The 17012-nt window shown below is 62.3% G+C and carries 18 protein-coding genes, 1 tRNA gene and 1 pseudogene; 7 read left to right on the top strand and 13 right to left on the bottom strand.

The annotated features are described in order from the left end of the window. Positions 1 to 49: 49 nt before the first annotated feature. On the top strand, positions 50 to 862 hold the full coding sequence (locus AAID08_RS09790) for a hypothetical protein (protein ID WP_395757574.1): 813 nt from the start codon (positions 50 to 52) through the stop codon (positions 860 to 862). Here AAID08_RS09790 and AAID08_RS09785 read toward each other — a convergent pair. Further along, the gene (locus tag AAID08_RS09785; RefSeq protein WP_194957042.1) at positions 825 to 1301 is read right to left on the bottom strand and encodes a DUF488 family protein; all 477 of its coding nucleotides are present in this window, start codon (positions 1299 to 1301) and stop codon (positions 825 to 827) included. The genes AAID08_RS09790 and AAID08_RS09785 overlap by 38 nt on opposite strands. A gap of 2083 nt (positions 1302 to 3384) precedes the next feature. Next, positions 3385 to 3878 (bottom strand): annotated as a pseudogene (locus AAID08_RS09780) (hypothetical protein). Positions 3879 to 3983: 105 nt separating this feature from the next. On the opposite strand from AAID08_RS09780, the gene AAID08_RS09775 reads away from it, so the two are divergent. Both AAID08_RS09775 and AAID08_RS09770 read left to right on the top strand, forming a co-directional pair. Continuing rightward, positions 3984 to 4835: a DUF2971 domain-containing protein gene (locus AAID08_RS09775; RefSeq protein WP_395757573.1), complete on the top strand. Its 852-nt coding sequence runs from the start codon at positions 3984 to 3986 to the stop codon at positions 4833 to 4835. Between the two features lie 233 nt (positions 4836 to 5068). Then, the gene (locus AAID08_RS09770) at positions 5069 to 5335 is read left to right on the top strand and encodes a hypothetical protein (protein ID WP_395757572.1); all 267 of its coding nucleotides are present in this window, start codon (positions 5069 to 5071) and stop codon (positions 5333 to 5335) included. 122 nt (positions 5336 to 5457) lie between these two features. Here AAID08_RS09770 and AAID08_RS09765 read toward each other — a convergent pair whose 3' ends face one another. Together AAID08_RS09765 and AAID08_RS09760 are read right to left on the bottom strand one after the other, a co-directional pair. After that, a complete protein-coding gene (locus AAID08_RS09765) occupies positions 5458 to 5868 on the bottom strand; it encodes a hypothetical protein (RefSeq protein ID WP_395757571.1) in 411 nt (136 codons plus the stop codon). Beyond that, positions 5865 to 6287, bottom strand: a complete 423-nt coding sequence (locus AAID08_RS09760) for a M15 family metallopeptidase (protein WP_395757570.1) — start codon at positions 6285 to 6287, stop codon at positions 5865 to 5867. The genes AAID08_RS09765 and AAID08_RS09760 overlap by 4 nt, the downstream gene beginning before the upstream one ends. A gap of 49 nt (positions 6288 to 6336) precedes the next feature. Between AAID08_RS09760 and AAID08_RS09755 the strand changes: the two genes are divergently transcribed. The 3 genes from AAID08_RS09755 to AAID08_RS09745 are packed head-to-tail and all read left to right on the top strand — an operon-like array spanning position 6337 to position 7667. Next, on the top strand, positions 6337 to 6546 hold the full coding sequence (locus AAID08_RS09755; protein WP_395757569.1) for a hypothetical protein: 210 nt from the start codon (positions 6337 to 6339) through the stop codon (positions 6544 to 6546). A 57-nt stretch (positions 6547 to 6603) separates the two neighbouring features. Beyond that, positions 6604 to 7176: a 3'-5' exonuclease gene (locus AAID08_RS09750; RefSeq protein ID WP_395757810.1), complete on the top strand. Its 573-nt coding sequence runs from the start codon at positions 6604 to 6606 to the stop codon at positions 7174 to 7176. A 14-nt stretch (positions 7177 to 7190) separates the two neighbouring features. Beyond that, the gene (locus AAID08_RS09745) at positions 7191 to 7667 is read left to right on the top strand and encodes a hypothetical protein (protein WP_395757568.1); all 477 of its coding nucleotides are present in this window, start codon (positions 7191 to 7193) and stop codon (positions 7665 to 7667) included. 104 nt (positions 7668 to 7771) lie between these two features. Here the strand turns inward: AAID08_RS09745 and AAID08_RS09740 are convergent, their stop codons facing one another. Continuing rightward, positions 7772 to 8185: a hypothetical protein gene (locus AAID08_RS09740; RefSeq protein ID WP_395757567.1), complete on the bottom strand. Its 414-nt coding sequence runs from the start codon at positions 8183 to 8185 to the stop codon at positions 7772 to 7774. A 438-nt stretch (positions 8186 to 8623) separates the two neighbouring features. Between AAID08_RS09740 and AAID08_RS09735 the strand changes: the two genes are divergently transcribed. Next, positions 8624 to 9805, top strand: a complete 1182-nt coding sequence (locus AAID08_RS09735; protein ID WP_395757566.1) for a tyrosine-type recombinase/integrase — start codon at positions 8624 to 8626, stop codon at positions 9803 to 9805. Positions 9806 to 9850: 45 nt separating this feature from the next. Here AAID08_RS09735 and AAID08_RS09730 read toward each other — a convergent pair. The 8 genes from AAID08_RS09730 to AAID08_RS09695 all read right to left on the bottom strand — a co-directional run bounded on the left by AAID08_RS09730 (position 9851) and on the right by AAID08_RS09695 (position 16927). After that, positions 9851 to 9927, bottom strand: a tRNA-Pro gene (locus AAID08_RS09730). Positions 9928 to 10104: 177 nt separating this feature from the next. Beyond that, positions 10105 to 10536 carry a MerR family transcriptional regulator gene (locus AAID08_RS09725; RefSeq protein ID WP_054503851.1) on the bottom strand — a complete coding sequence of 144 codons (432 nt, stop codon included), beginning with the start codon at positions 10534 to 10536 and terminating at the stop codon, positions 10105 to 10107. A 57-nt stretch (positions 10537 to 10593) separates the two neighbouring features. After that, positions 10594 to 10932: an integration host factor subunit alpha gene (locus AAID08_RS09720; RefSeq protein ID WP_006388001.1), complete on the bottom strand. Its 339-nt coding sequence runs from the start codon at positions 10930 to 10932 to the stop codon at positions 10594 to 10596. A gap of 3 nt (positions 10933 to 10935) precedes the next feature. Then, positions 10936 to 13353 (bottom strand): phenylalanine--tRNA ligase subunit beta, encoded by a 2418-nt coding sequence (gene pheT / locus AAID08_RS09715; RefSeq protein WP_395757565.1) that lies wholly within the window; start codon positions 13351 to 13353, stop codon positions 10936 to 10938. Positions 13354 to 13367: 14 nt separating this feature from the next. Further along, on the bottom strand, positions 13368 to 14390 hold the full coding sequence (gene pheS, locus AAID08_RS09710) for a phenylalanine--tRNA ligase subunit alpha (RefSeq protein WP_054503853.1): 1023 nt from the start codon (positions 14388 to 14390) through the stop codon (positions 13368 to 13370). Between the two features lie 77 nt (positions 14391 to 14467). Further along, on the bottom strand, positions 14468 to 14827 hold the full coding sequence (gene rplT, locus AAID08_RS09705) for a 50S ribosomal protein L20 (RefSeq protein WP_006387998.1): 360 nt from the start codon (positions 14825 to 14827) through the stop codon (positions 14468 to 14470). A 17-nt stretch (positions 14828 to 14844) separates the two neighbouring features. Beyond that, positions 14845 to 15042 carry a 50S ribosomal protein L35 gene (gene rpmI, locus AAID08_RS09700; protein ID WP_006387997.1) on the bottom strand — a complete coding sequence of 66 codons (198 nt, stop codon included), beginning with the start codon at positions 15040 to 15042 and terminating at the stop codon, positions 14845 to 14847. 346 nt (positions 15043 to 15388) lie between these two features. Continuing rightward, positions 15389 to 16927, bottom strand: a complete 1539-nt coding sequence (locus tag AAID08_RS09695) for a YifB family Mg chelatase-like AAA ATPase (protein ID WP_064526958.1) — start codon at positions 16925 to 16927, stop codon at positions 15389 to 15391. Positions 16928 to 17012: the final 85 nt, after the last annotated feature.

Genomic DNA, 17012 nt, shown 5'->3' with positions numbered 1-17012 from the left:
AGTTCAAGGGCTGACTACAAAGCAGTATTCAACGACGAGGAGGCACGACGTGGCACTTCAGCGAGAACGTATCCTGATCTTGGCGAAAACATATCCCTCGCCAAGTGCCAACTACATCGAAACATCCTGCGTCGCCGGCATCAATTCAACCGGCCAAATGCGGCGTCTGTTCCCAGTCCCATTTCGCCTACTTGATGATGAGCAGCAATTCTCAAAGTGGCAATGGATTGACGCCAACGTCGAAAAGGCGCGAAACGACCATCGCCCGGAGAGCTTCCGGATAGATGTTGGCACTCTTGAATGCCGGGAAAGGATCGCGCCGAAAAATGAATGGAGGGAACGGCGCGAGTGGATCGGCCGACTTCCTCAGTTCGAGTCTTTTTCGGCACTAGAGAGCTGGTCTTCCGAAACGAAGGGCTCGCTAGCCCTGCTACGACCAACAGAGTTGAAAGCCCTCGATATCGTTCCCGCTCGACGAATCGATTGGTCCGAAGACGAAATCTCCAAGCTTACACGTGCCCAGAGTCAAAGCAGCTTGTTGACTGAACCGGAAGCTCGCGTAGAAATCGCGATGCTGAATAAATTGCCCTGCGACTTCTACTATCGCTACGCCTGTACCGATGGCATAGAGCGTCGTCACAAAATAGTGGATTGGGAAGCTGGTCAACTCTATCGGCGCTGTTTGAAAGACTATGGTCTGGAATGCGACGACATGTTCAGACAAAAGCTGCTCGACTCAATGCTCGCCAAAGACACAATGCTGCTGATGGGAAATCAACACCGTTTTCAAGATCAATGGCTCGTCATCAGCCTAATCTATCCCCCTAAGCAAACACCCACGAATCAGTACGCCCTGTTTTGACCGGCACACTCGCAGCTATGTGTTTCACCTTCGATCCTGACACGGCCGCCACCGCATTTGCGACCATCGATCGATGGCAATAGTTGTGGTCAGACTCAAAACAAAGAAGTGCGCAATTGGAGCTGGCTGACAACGCGGCCAGCTCCGCTATCGCCGTCTCTTGTGACTCAAGATAGCGGAGAAATCCCTTCTTATATCGGAGCCAGTCGCCATCAGCCCGATACTGGTTTCTGACATCTTTCGGGCAGCCTAGAGCAGCGATATGCGTGTACTCGAAGCCAGATAGATTGAGCGCCGCTCTCAGCGCTGTCTTAGAAAAACCGGGTTTGCGGGAAAGCGGCATCTCTCGGATGTCGACCAAGGTTTCTACACCATGGTGTGCGAGCAGAGAGATGAACCGAGGCAAATCTATTCCCTCATAGCCAATGGTGAAGATCATGATTGCATTGCTCGTATCAACATAGTGGGAGTGTAGCCTCAATATTGCCTGGCGCCGAAATTCCCTTTGAAATCAATGGGTCTTCGCCGCGTAATCGCGCACTGCCTCCGGTGAGTTCCACGTAGAGGGGCAGCGCCCCAGTCGCGCTCGAACACTTAGCACCGAACCGGCGTGAACGTCTGGTCGACCTACGCAACTGAGTTGACACAGACCCACTGCGCACGATCGGAGCATTCAACCATGCCCCTGACCACCGGGTCCACCCGTTCAGCTAGCGCAATTTGCTTTAAAAGTTGCACGTCGTCCTAAACTGAGCCCGACCGGCTCAGACATGAGAGTTGCAAGGGGTAGCCTTAGCTACATGCACCCCTGGCCCTTCGACACCATCACGCCCGAGCGCTGGGCGCCCCTTCCGGATGAAGACAAGGCAATGTCGAGGCATTGACCGCCACGTTCATTGCCGCGGTGGCGCGCCAGCGCCAAGTTGATACTCGCGCGCCTGCCTCCGATGACCGCCCCTACCCTGCCCGCCGGTGAGCCTTCTCGTATTCAGCGATCACGGCTACCGCAAAATTCAGCAATGCCTGCATCGAGGCCAACATCTGCCGTACGGCTTCAATAGGGTCAGTCATTGATTGCGCAACCCGCTCCGCTGGTGCCGCGGCAGCAGGTTTACGGATCGAAGCTACCCCGCGGGGCAACCGTCCTCGCCGCGCTGCGGTCTTCACGGGCTGCGGGCCAGCGGTAGGTAGATACGCAACCTCCGGCGCCTGGGACGCTTGAGCGAATTTTGAGTCGGTGCTAACTTCCATTTGTGATTCTTCTTTGTCCTACAGGGCTTGTCACAGACCTAACGCCTCGCTGGTTGCCGCCAGCGCGGCGTTTCCTATTGGGTCCGCCAGATCAGTATGCCTAACCGATCGCTCGATCCAAATTCCCTATACGACTTTGGGTCTCTAATGAGACTGTTGTTATGGACATCAGTGTCCCGAAGTTGTTTAGGATATCGCCGGCGAATTTCTGGAGCAGCCATGCTCGCTACGTAAGGAGATGGAGCACCGATAGCTGGTGGAGAATACCTGAGTGCGCCACGACCAAGGCAGTGAATACTATGGACTGCAGATCCAAGGAGAAGCCAGATATAAAGAACACAGCCGAATCAAACTTGACTAAAAATCAAAAACCTTCATTATGTGAACCCAGGTTCCAAGGTGGAACTCAAAAAACCTAAAGAGATAGGAAGACGCACTTATGGTGTACGGAGTAATTTACCCCGAAGATGACGCCCCTCGCGTATATCTTTCCCTCGTAAACGAGGCAATTGCCTCTAATGGCTCCACCGCACTTGCTTTATTGCTAAACGAAATCAAGAGCGCCTTCGACAAAAAGGGGAGTTTTCTCGTTCTTCGCGATCGGACTCAGGAAGTTTTGCGCAACCTGGTCCGTGAGAATGAAGTGGAACGTTTTTGTGACGAATGCAGGGATGCTCACGAAGAGGGGACCCTGCTGACGTAAGGTGAAAGCTAATTGCACCAACACCTGCGTCCGGCGCATAGCAATACGGACGCAGTACACCGCCAGCGCTACATGGAGAGGGGGGAGAAAACTCTTATACGCGATGGAATGGTGTCATGGATCTGGCGCTCCGTAGCCTCGGATGATGCGCTACTACATAGCGCGATTTCGTCTCAATGCATACCGCATACCGCTCGCCACGTTTCATCCATCTCTAGCCCTTGACGACGCACGTCTGCCGGCGTCTGGTCAATATGCGCAGCTGAGTCGAAGTAGATCGGCCGCGCGTCGTCGCAATACTCAACGCCCCCCCTGGCCGGGGCCGCGCACCCAGTCAGACTTAAGTTCAGCAACGACAGCATCATCGTCCATACGGGCAACCTCATCCTCCACATTGCGCACCTCCTGGCGGGCTTTCGCCGCCTGTTCGTTGATCTGTTCTGTGCGGTCCCGACGCTCGTCAGCTCGGCCGCGCTGCGCCCACGCAGGTAGACCAGCACCACTGCGGCAACCGCCGCCGCCGCGGCGACGACGTAGCCCCATATCCTCTGCATGAATGCGGGCATGGTCACACCTCCACCGCAGCTGTGGCCTGGGCATACAGGGGCGGCCATGTCTTCGGATGCGGTCGCCCCGGCCGCCAGGTGCGCAGGTACAGCGACCAAGCAGCCTCCCCATCGCCGATGGCCGGCAGCGCCTTGGGGTCGGTCCACAGCAGCAGCCGCGCCACGCCGGCCGCCAGCACGTCGTCATATTCCAGCGCCGCATAGATAGCGTCAGGGTCGCAGGCCACGCTACGGGCCTTGCACAGAGCCGCCAGGAGGCCCTTGCTCGCTGGGTGCAGATACACGCCCCACACTCCGCCGCAGCTGACCAGCGTGCCCTTCTCGAATTGCCAGAAGCCCCTCGCCGGTCCGCCGATCTGGCGCCGATGCACGAAGCGGCTTTCCTGCAGACCGATATGGCCAGAAGCATGACGCGTTCGGCCGGCGTGTCCATGGCGGCCGGCAGCAGCGCCAGCGCCGGGGTAATCGCGGTTTCAATGATCGTCTTGAGGCCCATGAACGGCTCCAATGGGAATAAGCCATCTGTGGCGCACGGCCTGCGCTGATGAATTTTCGTCAATCGGCCGCTAGAATGCCGAAGTCGAAAAATAGAAGAACGCAAATGAATATCTGCCTTGGCCCCGGCATACACGAGGACACCGCGATCGCTCGATATATGAGCCTTCCCGCCTTCCTGTACATGATCCAGTTCGGGCAGGCATTTCTCCCGAGTATTGCCAATCTCCGCAGCACGGCGGGCAATCAAGGCGATCCGACAGAGGGCATTTGGGGAGTTGTGGACCAGATGCAGCGTGATGGTTCTGGGGAGACGCTGCGTAGCCTCATTGAAAGACTCTATGGCCTCATAGTCGAAGGCAAGAAATACACGCCGCCGTTGTCTGGCCCGACCGAGCTGCAAATCCCAAGCCCTTTTGGACTGCATACCATCTCCCGCGAGCCAGGCGCACTCCGGGCATTCAATGACAAAGAATGCAGGTGGCTAGATGCGTGGTGCTGGCATAGATTCCGCCAGGAACACATGAGCATGTGGCGTCAGTATGGAGCAGGCGATGGCGCTGTCTGCATCTTGACGACAGTGGGCCGACTGCTCAATTCAATGACAGTCTCACCCAACGAGCGTGCCTACGTGGGGAAAATGCTCTATACGCGCCCTTTGGGTCTTACCCCGCGTAAACACGAGCAATACTCGCTTTTCTTGCAAAAAATGAACGCCTACGAGTACGAACGCGAAATCCGGATTCTCGTGTACGACCCCAAATCGCCGCTCGAAGAGAGCCGCGCTGTCCCAGGAAGATACGTGCCAATCGACATGAAAATGCTGTGCGACGCCGTCCTCGTACATCCAGATGCACCAGTATGGATATTTGAATTGGTCACCGAAATACTCGAATCGCGCTTCGGGCGGGGAGCAATGCCATCCTCCATACAAATAAGGAGAGAAGGCCAGTTCTAACAAGGAAACCCCCACCGAGGAGGGGCGGCTACGGGCTCCAACTTCTGGACGTGACCCCGTTCGGCGCTGGGCCTTCTCGTACTCAGCCAGCCGCGCGACGGCAAAGTCTAGCGACGCCTGCATCCAGGTAAAGAAGGTGCGCAAACATGAGGATTGTAAGATTTGCTGCGCCGCAGCGGGACATTTTTTTCCGCTATATGCTGGCTGCACTTTCATGCAATAAGGGGAACCAAATGCAAAGTGAAGTGTACGTGTCCAACGAAATGGCCAGGACCATCCGCAACGCGCTGAACACGCTGGAAGTCAACGCTGGTGACATCGTTTCCGAAGAGACCTTGAAGGAAGCCTTCGGCGTGCCCGAAGGCCTTCTCCTGAAGCAGTGCTTCGGCGCAGTCGAAGCGATGGGCTTGGTCGCTGTCAGCCAAAACGGCGACCCGAAGTCCTACGTCATCGATCCCGGCTGGGTCGTTCTGCGCAATGCGCCTAAACGGTCTATTTAGGCCATGCCTGCACAGTAGCGCGGTGCCGCGCGGCGCAGATTCCGTATGCCACCAAAACCTGACCCTGCATCCAAACCTGCCAGTCGTCGTAGCTGGCAGGGTCTTGGGGCGGATCAGGGATCTCAGGGCACGGCGCTGCCAGGCCTCCGTCCAGCGGCGGCACCACGCGCGGCACGTACAGATTCCGTGAGGCTTCGCACCCGGTCAGTATCAGGGCGACAGCCAGCAGGCAGAGGATTCGCATTTTTCACAGCCTTCGAGAATGCGTCGATCGACGCGGTAAGTTCAGGGCCGGTGGCTGCCGCGGCGCGCGCGTTCGCGGCCATGGCAAGCAGATCGTCGTTGGTCTGCTCGATTGCCTCGCGCGCCACGGACAAGTCGTCGCGCGACTGCTCGAGCCGCAGTTCGGCAATCTCGCGTCCGTGGAACGCGTCCAACACGAACCAAGTTGCTGCGGCCCCCACAGCAACGGCGGTCGCGTAGCCTCGCCACCCCACCAACAGGCCGACCACCTTTTCGCCGGCGGCCATCATGCTGCTGCCTTCCAGCCGCGCGGCAGCTGGAAGTGCGGGCCGTCCTTGAGCGATTTCCAGTCCCCGCCCCACTCCATCGGCATACCCAGCTCGGCCGCGCAGGCCTTGACGACGTCGGCCAGTCGGCGGAACTGCTCCCAGTCGTTCCACGGGATCGCGCCACCGACCAGCGGCGCCAGGTCGACGGCGTGGCCATAGCCGTCCTGCTGCTTGAGGTGCAGGCTGTTCTGCGTCTGGCTGGCGCCTTGGGCGACCAACTCGCGCTGGCGTTCGGGCGTGCGCACACCCTCGACCACAGTGAAATCGACCGCGGTGCGTTGGATCGCCAGTTTGACGATTTCGACAAGTCGGGGGTGTACCCCATCCAGGCGCTGCAGGCTGCGCGACGAAAGGCTGAATGCGGCCGAGCGCTGGCGCACGGACGCCCTGATCGGGCTCGCGCTGGCCACCCAGTCCGGGCTGCGCTGCGTGCTGCTGGACCGGTTCGATTGCCTGGACCAGCCCGGCCGCGGCGACCTGCTGGGGTTGCTCGACACCCTGGCCGCCGACGGCGAACTCGACACCGCCCTGGTGCTGGGCACCCTGAAATCTGCCCCGCCCGCTCCCACCGACCTTTTCACCAGCCACTGGATCGACCACGGCACCAACGCCCAGCCCGCGCTGCGCGCCGCCGCCTGACACGAGGACTACGACATGCAAAACCTGGCGCTTTTCTAAGACACCGAAACCACCGGCCTGCCGCTGTTCAAGGATCCGTCTGAACACCCCGACGAGCCCCACATTGTGCAGCTGGCCGCGGCGCTGGTCGACCTGGACTCGCGCGAGACGGTCGCCAGCCTGGACCTGGTCGTCCGGCCGGACGGCTGGAGCATCCCCGATGAGGTCACCGAGGTCCACGGCATCACCACCGAGTACGCCATGGCGGTGGGCGTGCCCGAGGCGCTGGCCCTGTCCCTGTTCCTGGAAATGTGGGCCGGACGCAAGCGCATCGCACACAACGAGTCCTTCGATGCCCGCATCATCCGCATCGCCCAGCACCGCGCCGGCGAGCTGGAACACGACCTGGAACGCTGGAAAACCGGCACGGCCGAGTGCACCGCGCGCCTGGCCACGCCCATCCTGAAACTGCCGCCCACCGCCAAGATGGTGGCCGCCAATCGCCACCACTACAAGACGGCCAACCTGAGCGAGGCGGTGCTGTTCTTCACCGGCAAGCCGCTGGAGAACGCGCACAGTGCCCTGGCGGACGTGCGCGGCTGCATGGACGTCTATTTCGGCATCCAGGACCTGCAGAGGGAGGCCGCTTAATCATGCATCCCTACATGAATCGCAAGGACCGGCGCTTGGTCCAGCGCATTGAAACGCGGCGCGCACGTGTGCGCCGCCTGGAGCGCCGCGAGGCGTCGCCCATGATTGTCGGCGCGGAAATCGTGATGCGGCCGCTTGAGCAATTGTTCGATGAACTGGACCGCACCGGCAAGGTTTCCGTCAACGCGAAAGGCTATCCCGACTTCCTGGCGTGCGACGGGCGTCGGTACGAGGCCGCGCCGGCGATTGAGGGGCTTATCTGGCACTTTGAGATGTGGAGCATCCGCCACGGCAAGGAATTGCCACTGCAGCCCCTGCGCGACCTGCACATTGCCCTGCACTACCTGGTGCCGATCCGCGAAAGCACTATCGAAGGTTTGCGCGAGGCGCTTCCGGCGTTGCGCCGCGTTAATGCGCCGGGCGAGCTAGCGGACCAAGTCGGCCCGTTTCCGCATAAGCAGCTCGAGGCCGCAATAGGCGGACGGATATGAGCGGAGCCGAGCTCACTGAGTTTAGAGTTCCAAAACATAAAGAAATAGAACTCAAGTTGGAATGCGTCGTAGAAGCATGCATCACAGCCGCCAGGAAAATGCGCTCAGATCCCCCACACACGTCGCACTTGCTGCTCGTAACGCCCGCAATCATTAATCGCGTCCTGTTGCTGAGGCCGTGGGATCTCCAATCCAAAATTCGCCACATGTCCGCTTGGAAACATCACTTCAAGCAGTCCCACGAAGTCGCCAACCGAATCCCGGGAAATGGTGTATGTGAAAACAATGCCATTGAGCATGCGGTCAATCGTGAGCTTCACATCAGTTTCGACGACCGGGAAAAGCTGCACAGCCGAGCCAATGTCGGATGCCGCACGTTTAGTCAGACCGAGAGTACGACCGGTCACAAGAGGGTACTCGATGGGTCCAAAAACAACCTCTCCCATTGCGAAATGCTGGCCGCTTTGGTCTTGCTGATGGAACACGTGGTAACTAAAAGTCTTGTACACACCGCGCATTTACAACCTCTCAGAATGAATTACGACCGTCACTGTAACAGGATAATTCTTTTGTCGTGATAGATCGATACCACCTGCACCTTGCCAATCTTCACGAGCAGCAGAAGGCGATCAACAAAGCCATCGCCCTCGCGCCTCGCCCTCGTGCCTGCGGCAAAACTTTATAAGGACCAGACAAATGTCTGACGTTCAACCGCGATTCATACGAATGGGAAAAGCGCCCGCCTACCTCGGTATGTGCCGCAGGGTGTTCAACCAGGACGCACGCCCTTTTCTGCGTGAAATCACCATCGGAAAACAAGGAATCGCCTTCGACCGCGTAGAACTCGATCGCTTCGCCGACGAGTACGCCGAGCGTATGGCAATTGACAAGGCAGCACCTGCAGGCAACGATAGCCCTCGCAGCGAGCGCCGCCATAGCAATGGAGCATCAAGCTTATGGGGCAAAAAACAATCACCGGCCTCACGCTCAAAGACGGCCTCTGGCACATCGACAAAGTCGTCCGCGGGATTGGCCGAATTCGAGGCAGCACTGGCACAAGCACGCGCGCAGACGCGGAGCAATTCCTCCTCTCGCGCATCGCCGAAGCCCAGGCGGCCCAAGCCGCGAAACGCAACGGCCGCCGCACCTTCCGCGAAGCCGCGACCCTCTATTTGAAGGAATATGCGCAGCATCCATCAATTTGGCATACCGGCATCTATCTCAAGCAGCTCGATCCTTACATCGGTGAGCTGTACCTGGATGAATTGGACGACGAAGCCCTGCAGCCCTATATCGAGGACCGGCTGGAATTGGGCCGGGCACCGCGGACGATCAATATCGCGCTGCAGCGCGTCGTGAGGGTGCTCAACGTCTGCGCCAGGAAATGGCGCGACGAAGACCGCAGGCCTTGGCTATCGGTTGTACCCATGATCGAAATGCTCAGTGAAAAATCGCGCCGGCAACCCTACCCCTTGTCGTGGGAGGAACAGGCCATGCTGTTCAAGGAGCTACCCGACCACCTTCAGGCCATGGCCTTGTACAAGGTGAACACCGGGTGCCGCGAGCAGGAGGTCTGCAAACTGCGATGGGAATGGGAAATCAAGGTGCCCGAGCTGGAAACCAGCGTCTTTCTGATCCCCGCTGATTTTGGTGGACGGTTCGAAGATTCGGGCGTCAAGAACGGCGAGGAGCGCCTGGTGGTGCTGAACGACGTGGCCAGGTCAATCGTTCGCAAGCAGCGCGGCCTGGATCCCGAATGGGTGTTTCCCTACGAGGGCCGCGCGCTGCACAGGATGAACGATACGGCTTGGCGCAGTGCACGCAAGCGCGCTGCGGAAAACTGGAAGACGTCGCACGGTGTCCCAGCGCATCCAGGCTTTGGACGTGTCCGCGTGCATGATTTGAAGCACACCTTCGGGCGTCGACTGCGCGCCGCTGATGTCCCGGAGGAGGATCGCAAGGCACTGCTGGGCCCCACCGATGGAAGTATCACTTCGCACTACTCGGCGGCCGAGCTGACCAAGCTGATCGAGTATGCAAATCGCATCGCAGCAACCGACACGCGCAGTCCGGCGTTGACGGTGCTCAAGCGAGGGGCGGCTTTAACCGGGAAGTCCCCGCAAAAGTCCCCACAATGAGAAAGGGGGTTAGTGATTACTATCACTAACCCCCTAGGGTATTGCTGGTCGGGACGGCGGGATTCGAACTCGCGACCCCTTGCACCCCATGCAAGTGCGCTACCAGGCTGCGCTACGCCCCGAAAGAAAAAGAGTATAGCAGACCTAAAAATTGTTTGCACGCATTGGTGCAAAAAAAGTGCCGAATACTCAAAAAAATTTGCGTGCCTTACGCGATGCCGGCAACACTCACAGGCAAGGCTCGCGCATGGCGCGGGGCCATCAACTCGGATAGACGACGGTGCAATGCACCGCCATGCTCAGGCCGTGGCGTTGACGCTCACCGCATTGTCGTTCGAAGCCGTCGCGGCCGAACCCAGGGCCTCGGCCAGCATCGCCGACACATCGCCCAACTCGTTGCGCAGGGCCTGCATCTCGGCGCCAGTCAGACGCACCGCGGCGTCCTGATCGTGCGGCGTGTCGCGCGCATCGCCCAGGCGGTTGCGCGCGCCGCTGATGGTGAAGCCCTGCTCGTACAGCAAGGAACGGATACGACGGATCAGCAGCACTTCGTGATGCTGGTAGTAGCGACGGTTGCCGCGCCGCTTGACCGGCTTGAGCTGCGTGAACTCCTGCTCCCAATACCGCAGCACATGCGGCTTGACGCCGCACAGGTCGCTGACCTCACCGATGGTGAAGTAACGCTTGGCGGGAATGGGCGGTAAGGTAACGGTGGATTCGGTACGTGTCATAAGAGAATTCTATGCCGCGATGCGTCGAGTGCCGATAACAATTACCGACAAAGCGTATCACTCCTCGGCATCTGGCGCTGCGGGAGTGGCCTGCTCCACCACGCTCTTGAGTTTCTGACTTGCGTGGAACGTGACCACGCGGCGTGCGGCGATAGGGATGGTCTCGCCGGTCTTGGGATTGCGCCCCGGGCGGGGCGGCTTGTCGCGCACCTGGAAATTTCCGAAGCCCGAAAGCTTGACGGAATCTCCGCGCGCCAAGGCGTCGCGGATTTCCTCGAAGAAGGTGTCGACGATGTCCTTGGCCTCGCGCTTATTCAGGCCGACCCGCTCAAAGAGCAGTTCGGCCAGCTCGGCCTTGGTCAGGGTACGCGGCTCGGCAAGCATACTGTTCCCCATGGTTCAAGCGCGCTGGCGCGCGCCGTGGGCACTGACCAAAGCGTCTTTGATGCGCGCCAGGCAATCGGCCACTCGGGCTTCGTCCAGTGTGACCTCAGTGTCCTGTAGCCAGAAACGGAACGCAAGGCTTTTCTCGGCCACGGGCTGTTCGCCCTGGGCCTTTTCGCGCCAGACGTCGAACAGGCGCACGTCCTGCACCACGGCCAGTTGCGGATCGGCCTTGACCGTCGCCGCCACCGTGTCCAGCATGGACTGCACCGTCACGGGCGCGTCGACCCAGAGGGCCAGGTCGCGCACCACCACCGGTTGGCGCGACAGTTCGCGCACCTGCGGCAGTTCGCCTTCGGACAGGGCGTCCACGTCCAGCTCGAACACCACCGGCGCGTGTGCCAGGTCTGCCTGCTGCGCCCAACGCGGATGCAGCTCACCGATCCAGCCGACCTGCTTGCCATCCAGCGTGACGCGGGCGCTGCGGCCCGGATGCAGCGCGGGATGCGCCGCCGCTTCGAAGCGCAGGCGCGCGCCGCGGGCGCCGAACAACGCCTGGACGTCCATCTTCACGTCGAAGAAATCGACCTGTCGGGTGGGTACGCCCCACTGCTCTTCCACCGACGGGCCCCACGCGGCGCCCGCCAGCTTGAGCGGCTGGCGCACGCCGGCCACTTCCAGCGGACCGTCCTGCGCCGCGTCATCGCGCGCGAAGACGCGGCCAAGCTCGAACAGGCGCACGCGCGTCTGCTTGCGGTTGGCGTTGTGGCGGATGTTGGCCACCAGGCCGGCGATCAGGCTCGAACGCATCACCGACAGGTGGCTGGCGATCGGGTTGACCAGCTTGACCGGCGTGTCGTTGCCCGCGTAGTCGCGTTCCCACTCGGCTTCGACGAAGCTGTAGTTGACGACTTCCTGGTAGTCCTGCGCGGCGGCCAGGCGGCGCAGCGCGTGCGGACCGCGGCGCACTTCGGGTTGCGAGAACATCTTGGCGCGCGCCAGCGGCGGCACCGTGGGAATGTTCTCGAAGCCGTAGATGCGGGCCACTTCTTCGATCAGGTCTTCCTCGATCTCGAGGTCGAAGCGATACGACGGCGGAGTGACGATGAAGTCATCGCCATCGAGCGTGAATTCCAGCCCCAGGCTGCCGAAGATCTTGGCGACTTCGGCCTGCGTGACGGGCACGCCCAGCACGCGGTGGCAGCGCGCCAGGCGCATGCGAACCGGCTCGCGCTTGGGCAGGTTGACGATCTGGTCGTCCAGCGGACCGACCTGCCCGCCGCAGATGTCGACGATCAGGCGCGTGATGAATTCGATGTGCTGCGGGATCGTGGCGAAGTCCACGCCGCGCTCGCCGCGGTGGCTGGCCTCGGAACTGAACTTGAAGCGGCGCGCGCGGCCGGCCAGCGATTGCGGCCACCAGAACGCGGCTTCCAGGTAGATGTTCTGCGTGTCGAGCGTGACCGCCGTGGCCTCGCCGCCCATGATGCCGGCCAGGCTTTCGACCTGATCGCCGGCCACCACCACGCCGACCTTCGAATCCAGCGTGACGGTCTGGCCGTTCAGCAGCTCGAGCGTCTCGCCTTCGCGCGCCCAGCGCACCGACAGGTCGCCATGGATCTTGTCCAGGTCGAACACGTGCGAGGGACGGCCCAGTTCCAGCATGACGTAGTTGGAGATGTCCACCAGCGCCGACACCGAACGCTGGCCGGCGCGCTCCAGGCGCGTCTTCATCCACGCGGGGGTCTGCGCGCGGGCGTTCACGCCGCGGATCACGCGGCCGCCAAAGCGTCCACACAGGTCGGGCGCCTCGATCCTGACCGGACGCAGCTCGTCCAGCGTCACGGGCACGGCCTTGGCGGTCGGCACCGACAGCGGCGCGCCGGTCAGCGCGGCGACTTCGCGCGCCACGCCCAGGATCGACAGGCAATCGGCGCGGTTGGGCGTCATCTTCAGCGTGAAGAGCGTGTCGTCCAGGTCCAGCGCTTCGCGGATCGACTGGCCCGGCGCCATATCGGCCGGCAGCTCCAGCAGGCCGGCATGGTCCTGCGACAGGCCCAGTTCGCGCGCCGAGCACAGCATGCCCGACGATTGCACGCCGCGCATCTTGGCCACGCCGATCTTCATGCCGCCGGGCAGTTCCGCGCCGACGCGGGCCAGCGGCACCTTCAGGCCGGCGGCCGCGTTGGGCGCGCCGCAGACGATCTGCAGCAGCGCGCCGGAGCCGTCATCGACTTGGCAGACGCGCAGCTTGTCGGCGTCGGGGTGCGGGGCGATCTCGACGATGTGCGCGACCACCACGCCCGTGAACGCGGGCGCGGCCGGCACGGTGTCTTCGACTTCCAGGCCGGCCATGGTGAGCCGGTGCGCGAGTTCATCGGTTGCGATCGGAGGATTGACCAGCGTACGCAGCCAGGATTCGGGAAATTGCATGATCTAGCCGTCTGTTATTCGTTGAACTGGCGCAGGAAGCGCAAATCGCCTTCGTAGAACTGGCGCAGGTCGTTGACGCCGTAGCGCAGCATCGTCAGGCGCTCCAGGCCGGAACCGAAGGCAAAGCCGATGTAACGCTCGGGGTCCAGGCCGAAGTTGCGCACCACCTGCGGGTGCACCTGGCCCGAGCCGGAGATCTCCAGCCAGCGGCCGCGGTTCGGGCCCGAGGTGAACATCATGTCGATTTCGGCCGACGGCTCGGTGAACGGGAAGAACGACGGGCGGAAACGCACGACGAGATCGTCGCTTTCGAAGAAGCAACGCAGGAAATCGGTGTACACGCCCTTCAGGTCGGCGAACGAGATATCCTCGGCGATCCAGAGCCCTTCCACCTGGTGGAACATGGGCGAGTGCGTGGCGTCGCTGTCGACGCGGTAGGTGCGCCCCGGCGCGATGACCTTGATGGGCGGCTTGTGCATGCGGGCGTAACGCACCTGCATGGGGCTGGTGTGCGTGCGCAGCAGCAGCGGCAGGCCGTCGGCGTCTTTCATGTCGACGTAGAACGTGTCCTGCATGGAACGCGCCGGATGGTCCAGCGGGTTGTTGAGCGCGGTGAAATTGGTCCAGTCGTTCTCGACTTCGGGGCCGTCGGCCACATCAAAGCCGATGGAGCGGAAGATCTCTTCGACACGCTCCCAGGTGCGGATGACCGGATGGATGCCGCCCGGCACGCGGCCACGGCCCGGCAACGATACGTCAATGGTTTCGGACGCCAGTCGGGCATCCAGTTCTGCTTGCACCAGGGCCGCGCGGCGCAGGTTCAGGAGCTCTTCGACCTTCTGCTTGGCCTGATTGATGCGGGCGCCCATGTCGCGCTTCTGCTCGGGATCGAGCTTGCCCAGGCCCTTGAGCAGGACCGTCAGCGCGCCGTCCTTGCCCAGGAAGCGGGCCTTTGCGTTTTCGAGCGCGGCGGCATTGTTGGCCGCGGCGAACAGTTCCTGCGCCTGGGAAACCAGGTCGTCAACCGATTGAGTCATGAAATCCAGCCTTCAAAACGCAAACGGGGCCATTACAGCCCCGTTTGCAGCGATGCGCGATGAGTTAAAGCGCGCGATCAGGCAGCCAAGGCAGCCTTGGCTTGCTGCACGATGGCGGCAAAGCCGGCCTTGTCGCGCACGGCCAGATCGGCCAGGACCTTGCGGTCGAGTTCGATCGCAGCCTTCTTCAGGCCGGCGATGAACACGCTGTAGCTGACGCCGTGTTCGCGGACGGCGGCGTTGATACGCGTGATCCACAGCGCGCGGAACGTGCGCTTCTTGTTGCGGCGGTCGCGGTAGGCGTATTGGCCAGCGCGCATGACCGCTTGCTTGGCGATACGGAACACATTACCGCGGCGGCCACGGTAACCCTTGGCGGCGGAAATGACTTTCTTGTGACGTGCGCGGGCGGTAACGCCGCGTTTGACGCGAGGCATAGTAGATCTCCCTTATATCAAGCGAAAGGCATCATGGCTTTCACGGAAGCCACGTTGGTCTCGTGAACCGCCGCCGAACCGCGCAGTTGGCGCTTGTTCTTGGTGGTCTTCTTGGTCAGGATGTGACGCTTGAACGCCTGACCACGCTTGATGGATCCGCTGCCGCGAACCTGAAAGCGCTTTGCGGCGCTTTTCTTGGTTTTCATCTTGGGCATGATGATTCCCTAAACTGAACACTATTGTTGATTTACATGACGCGAGGTGCTTGTCGCAAGGCGGTTGGCGCCGCGCTCGACCATCAAGGCGAGCACGTTCGACCTACACCATTGCGGCAAAACTTGATGACCTCTTGCCACTTCTGGGGGTACTTCCACTGCTGAGGTACTGCAACTTTCCCCGATGGCCCGGGCGAAAAAAATTGCCTGGATCCGGGAAAGCCTTTGATTATATGGTGATTTCCCTGGTTTTGTCGAGCCGGATCGGGTCTGGCGGGCAGGCGCACGGAAACATTCCGGGACGGAACCCATCCTCCCTGCCGACGGCAATGGCCTGCCCTGCGCATCATGCCCCCGGGCGCCGGTATTGCACCGCCTGCGCGACATGGTGCGTCGCCAGTTCGTCGGCGGCCTCGAGATCGGCGATGGTCCGGGCGACACGCAAGGCGCGATGCATGGCGCGGCCAGAGCCCGCCAGCCGACGCATGGCCTGCAGCAACAGGTCGCGGGCCGGCGGCTCCAGCGGGCAGTGGCGCTCCAGTTCCGCGCCGGCCAACGCCGCATTCGGCTTGCCCTGACGCGCCATCTGCCGCTCGCGGCAACGCGCCACGCGCGCCCTGACCGGCTCGGACGCCTCGCCGGGCGGCCCCTGCAGGCTTTCCAGGTCGGCCGGCGGCAACGCCACATGCAGATCGATCCGGTCGAGCAGCGGGCCTGAGACCTTACCGGCGTAACGCGCGACCTGGTCGGGCGTGCACTGGCAGGCCCGGCGCGGATGGCCGCGCCAGCCGCAGGGGCATGGATTCATCGCGGCCACCAGTTGGAAGCGGGCGGGAAACTGCGCCGTCTGCAGCGCCCGGGCGATGACCACCCTGCCCGTCTCCAGCGGCTCGCGCAGCGCCTCCAGTGTGCGGCGGCTGAATTCCGGCAGTTCGTCGAGAAACAGCACTCCGTGATGGGCCAGACTGATCTCCCCCGGCCGGGGCCGCCCGCCACCGCCCACCAGGGCGATGGCGGACGCCGAGTGGTGCGGCGCGCGGAACGGCGGCGTGCCCATCCTGACCGGTGGCGCGCCCGCCAGCGCGGCCAGGGCCGCGACCTCGAGCGCCTGCGCGCGCGCCAGCGGCGGCAGCAGGCCCGGCAGGCGCGCAGCCAGCATGCTTTTGCCGGCCCCGGGCGGCCCTATCATCAACAGGCTATGGCCGCCCGCCGCCGCGACTTCCAGCGCGCGCCGCGCCCCGGGCTGCCCGCGCACGTCCGCCAGGCAGGGCATCGGCGGCGCCTCGGGCCAGGTGTCGGGCAAGGCGTCCGGCAGGCGGCAATGACCCGCCACGTGTGCCGCCACGTCCGCCAGACTGCGCGCCGACAGCACGCGCAGGCCCTCGACCCAGGCCGCCTGTCCGGCGCTGCCGGCGGGCAGGATCAAGGTGGCGCCGGGGGATTCCCGCGCCACGCTCAATGCGATCACCAGGGCCGCCGCGACCGGCACCAGCGCGCCGGTCAGGGACAGCTCCCCGGCGAGCACCAGACCGGCCAACAGTGGATCCGGCGCCGGCATGTTGGCGGCCTCGGTTGCCGCCCCCTCGCCCGGCGGCGCCAGTTGCCCCGCGGCCAGCAACAGGCCGACGGCGATGGGCAGGTCGAAACGGCCCGATTCCTTGGGGATGTCGGCGGGGGACAGGTTGACCGTGATGCGGCCCGCGGGAAAATTGAAGCCGCTGTTGATGATGGCCGCGCGCACCCGCTCGCGGCTTTCGCGCACCTCGGTGTCGGGCAGGCCGACCACGTTGAAGCTGGGCAGTCCCGGCCCCAGGTGGGTTTCGACCCGCACCGCGTGGGCGTGCAGGCCGCTGAGGGTGCGGCTGGCGATTACGGCTAGGGTCAAGGCAGTCTCCGATGGCAGTCGAAGACGAGTATGGCGAAAACAAAAACGGCCGCGCAGGCGGCCGTGGCAAAAGTGTCCCGCGCGG

The organism is Achromobacter sp. EB05 (assembly GCF_044232075.1).
Lineage (GTDB): Bacteria > Pseudomonadota > Gammaproteobacteria > Burkholderiales > Burkholderiaceae_B > Achromobacter > Achromobacter dolens.
Note: the sequence above shows the minus strand (reverse complement) of the source record. Positions and strands in the feature narration are given on the sequence as shown.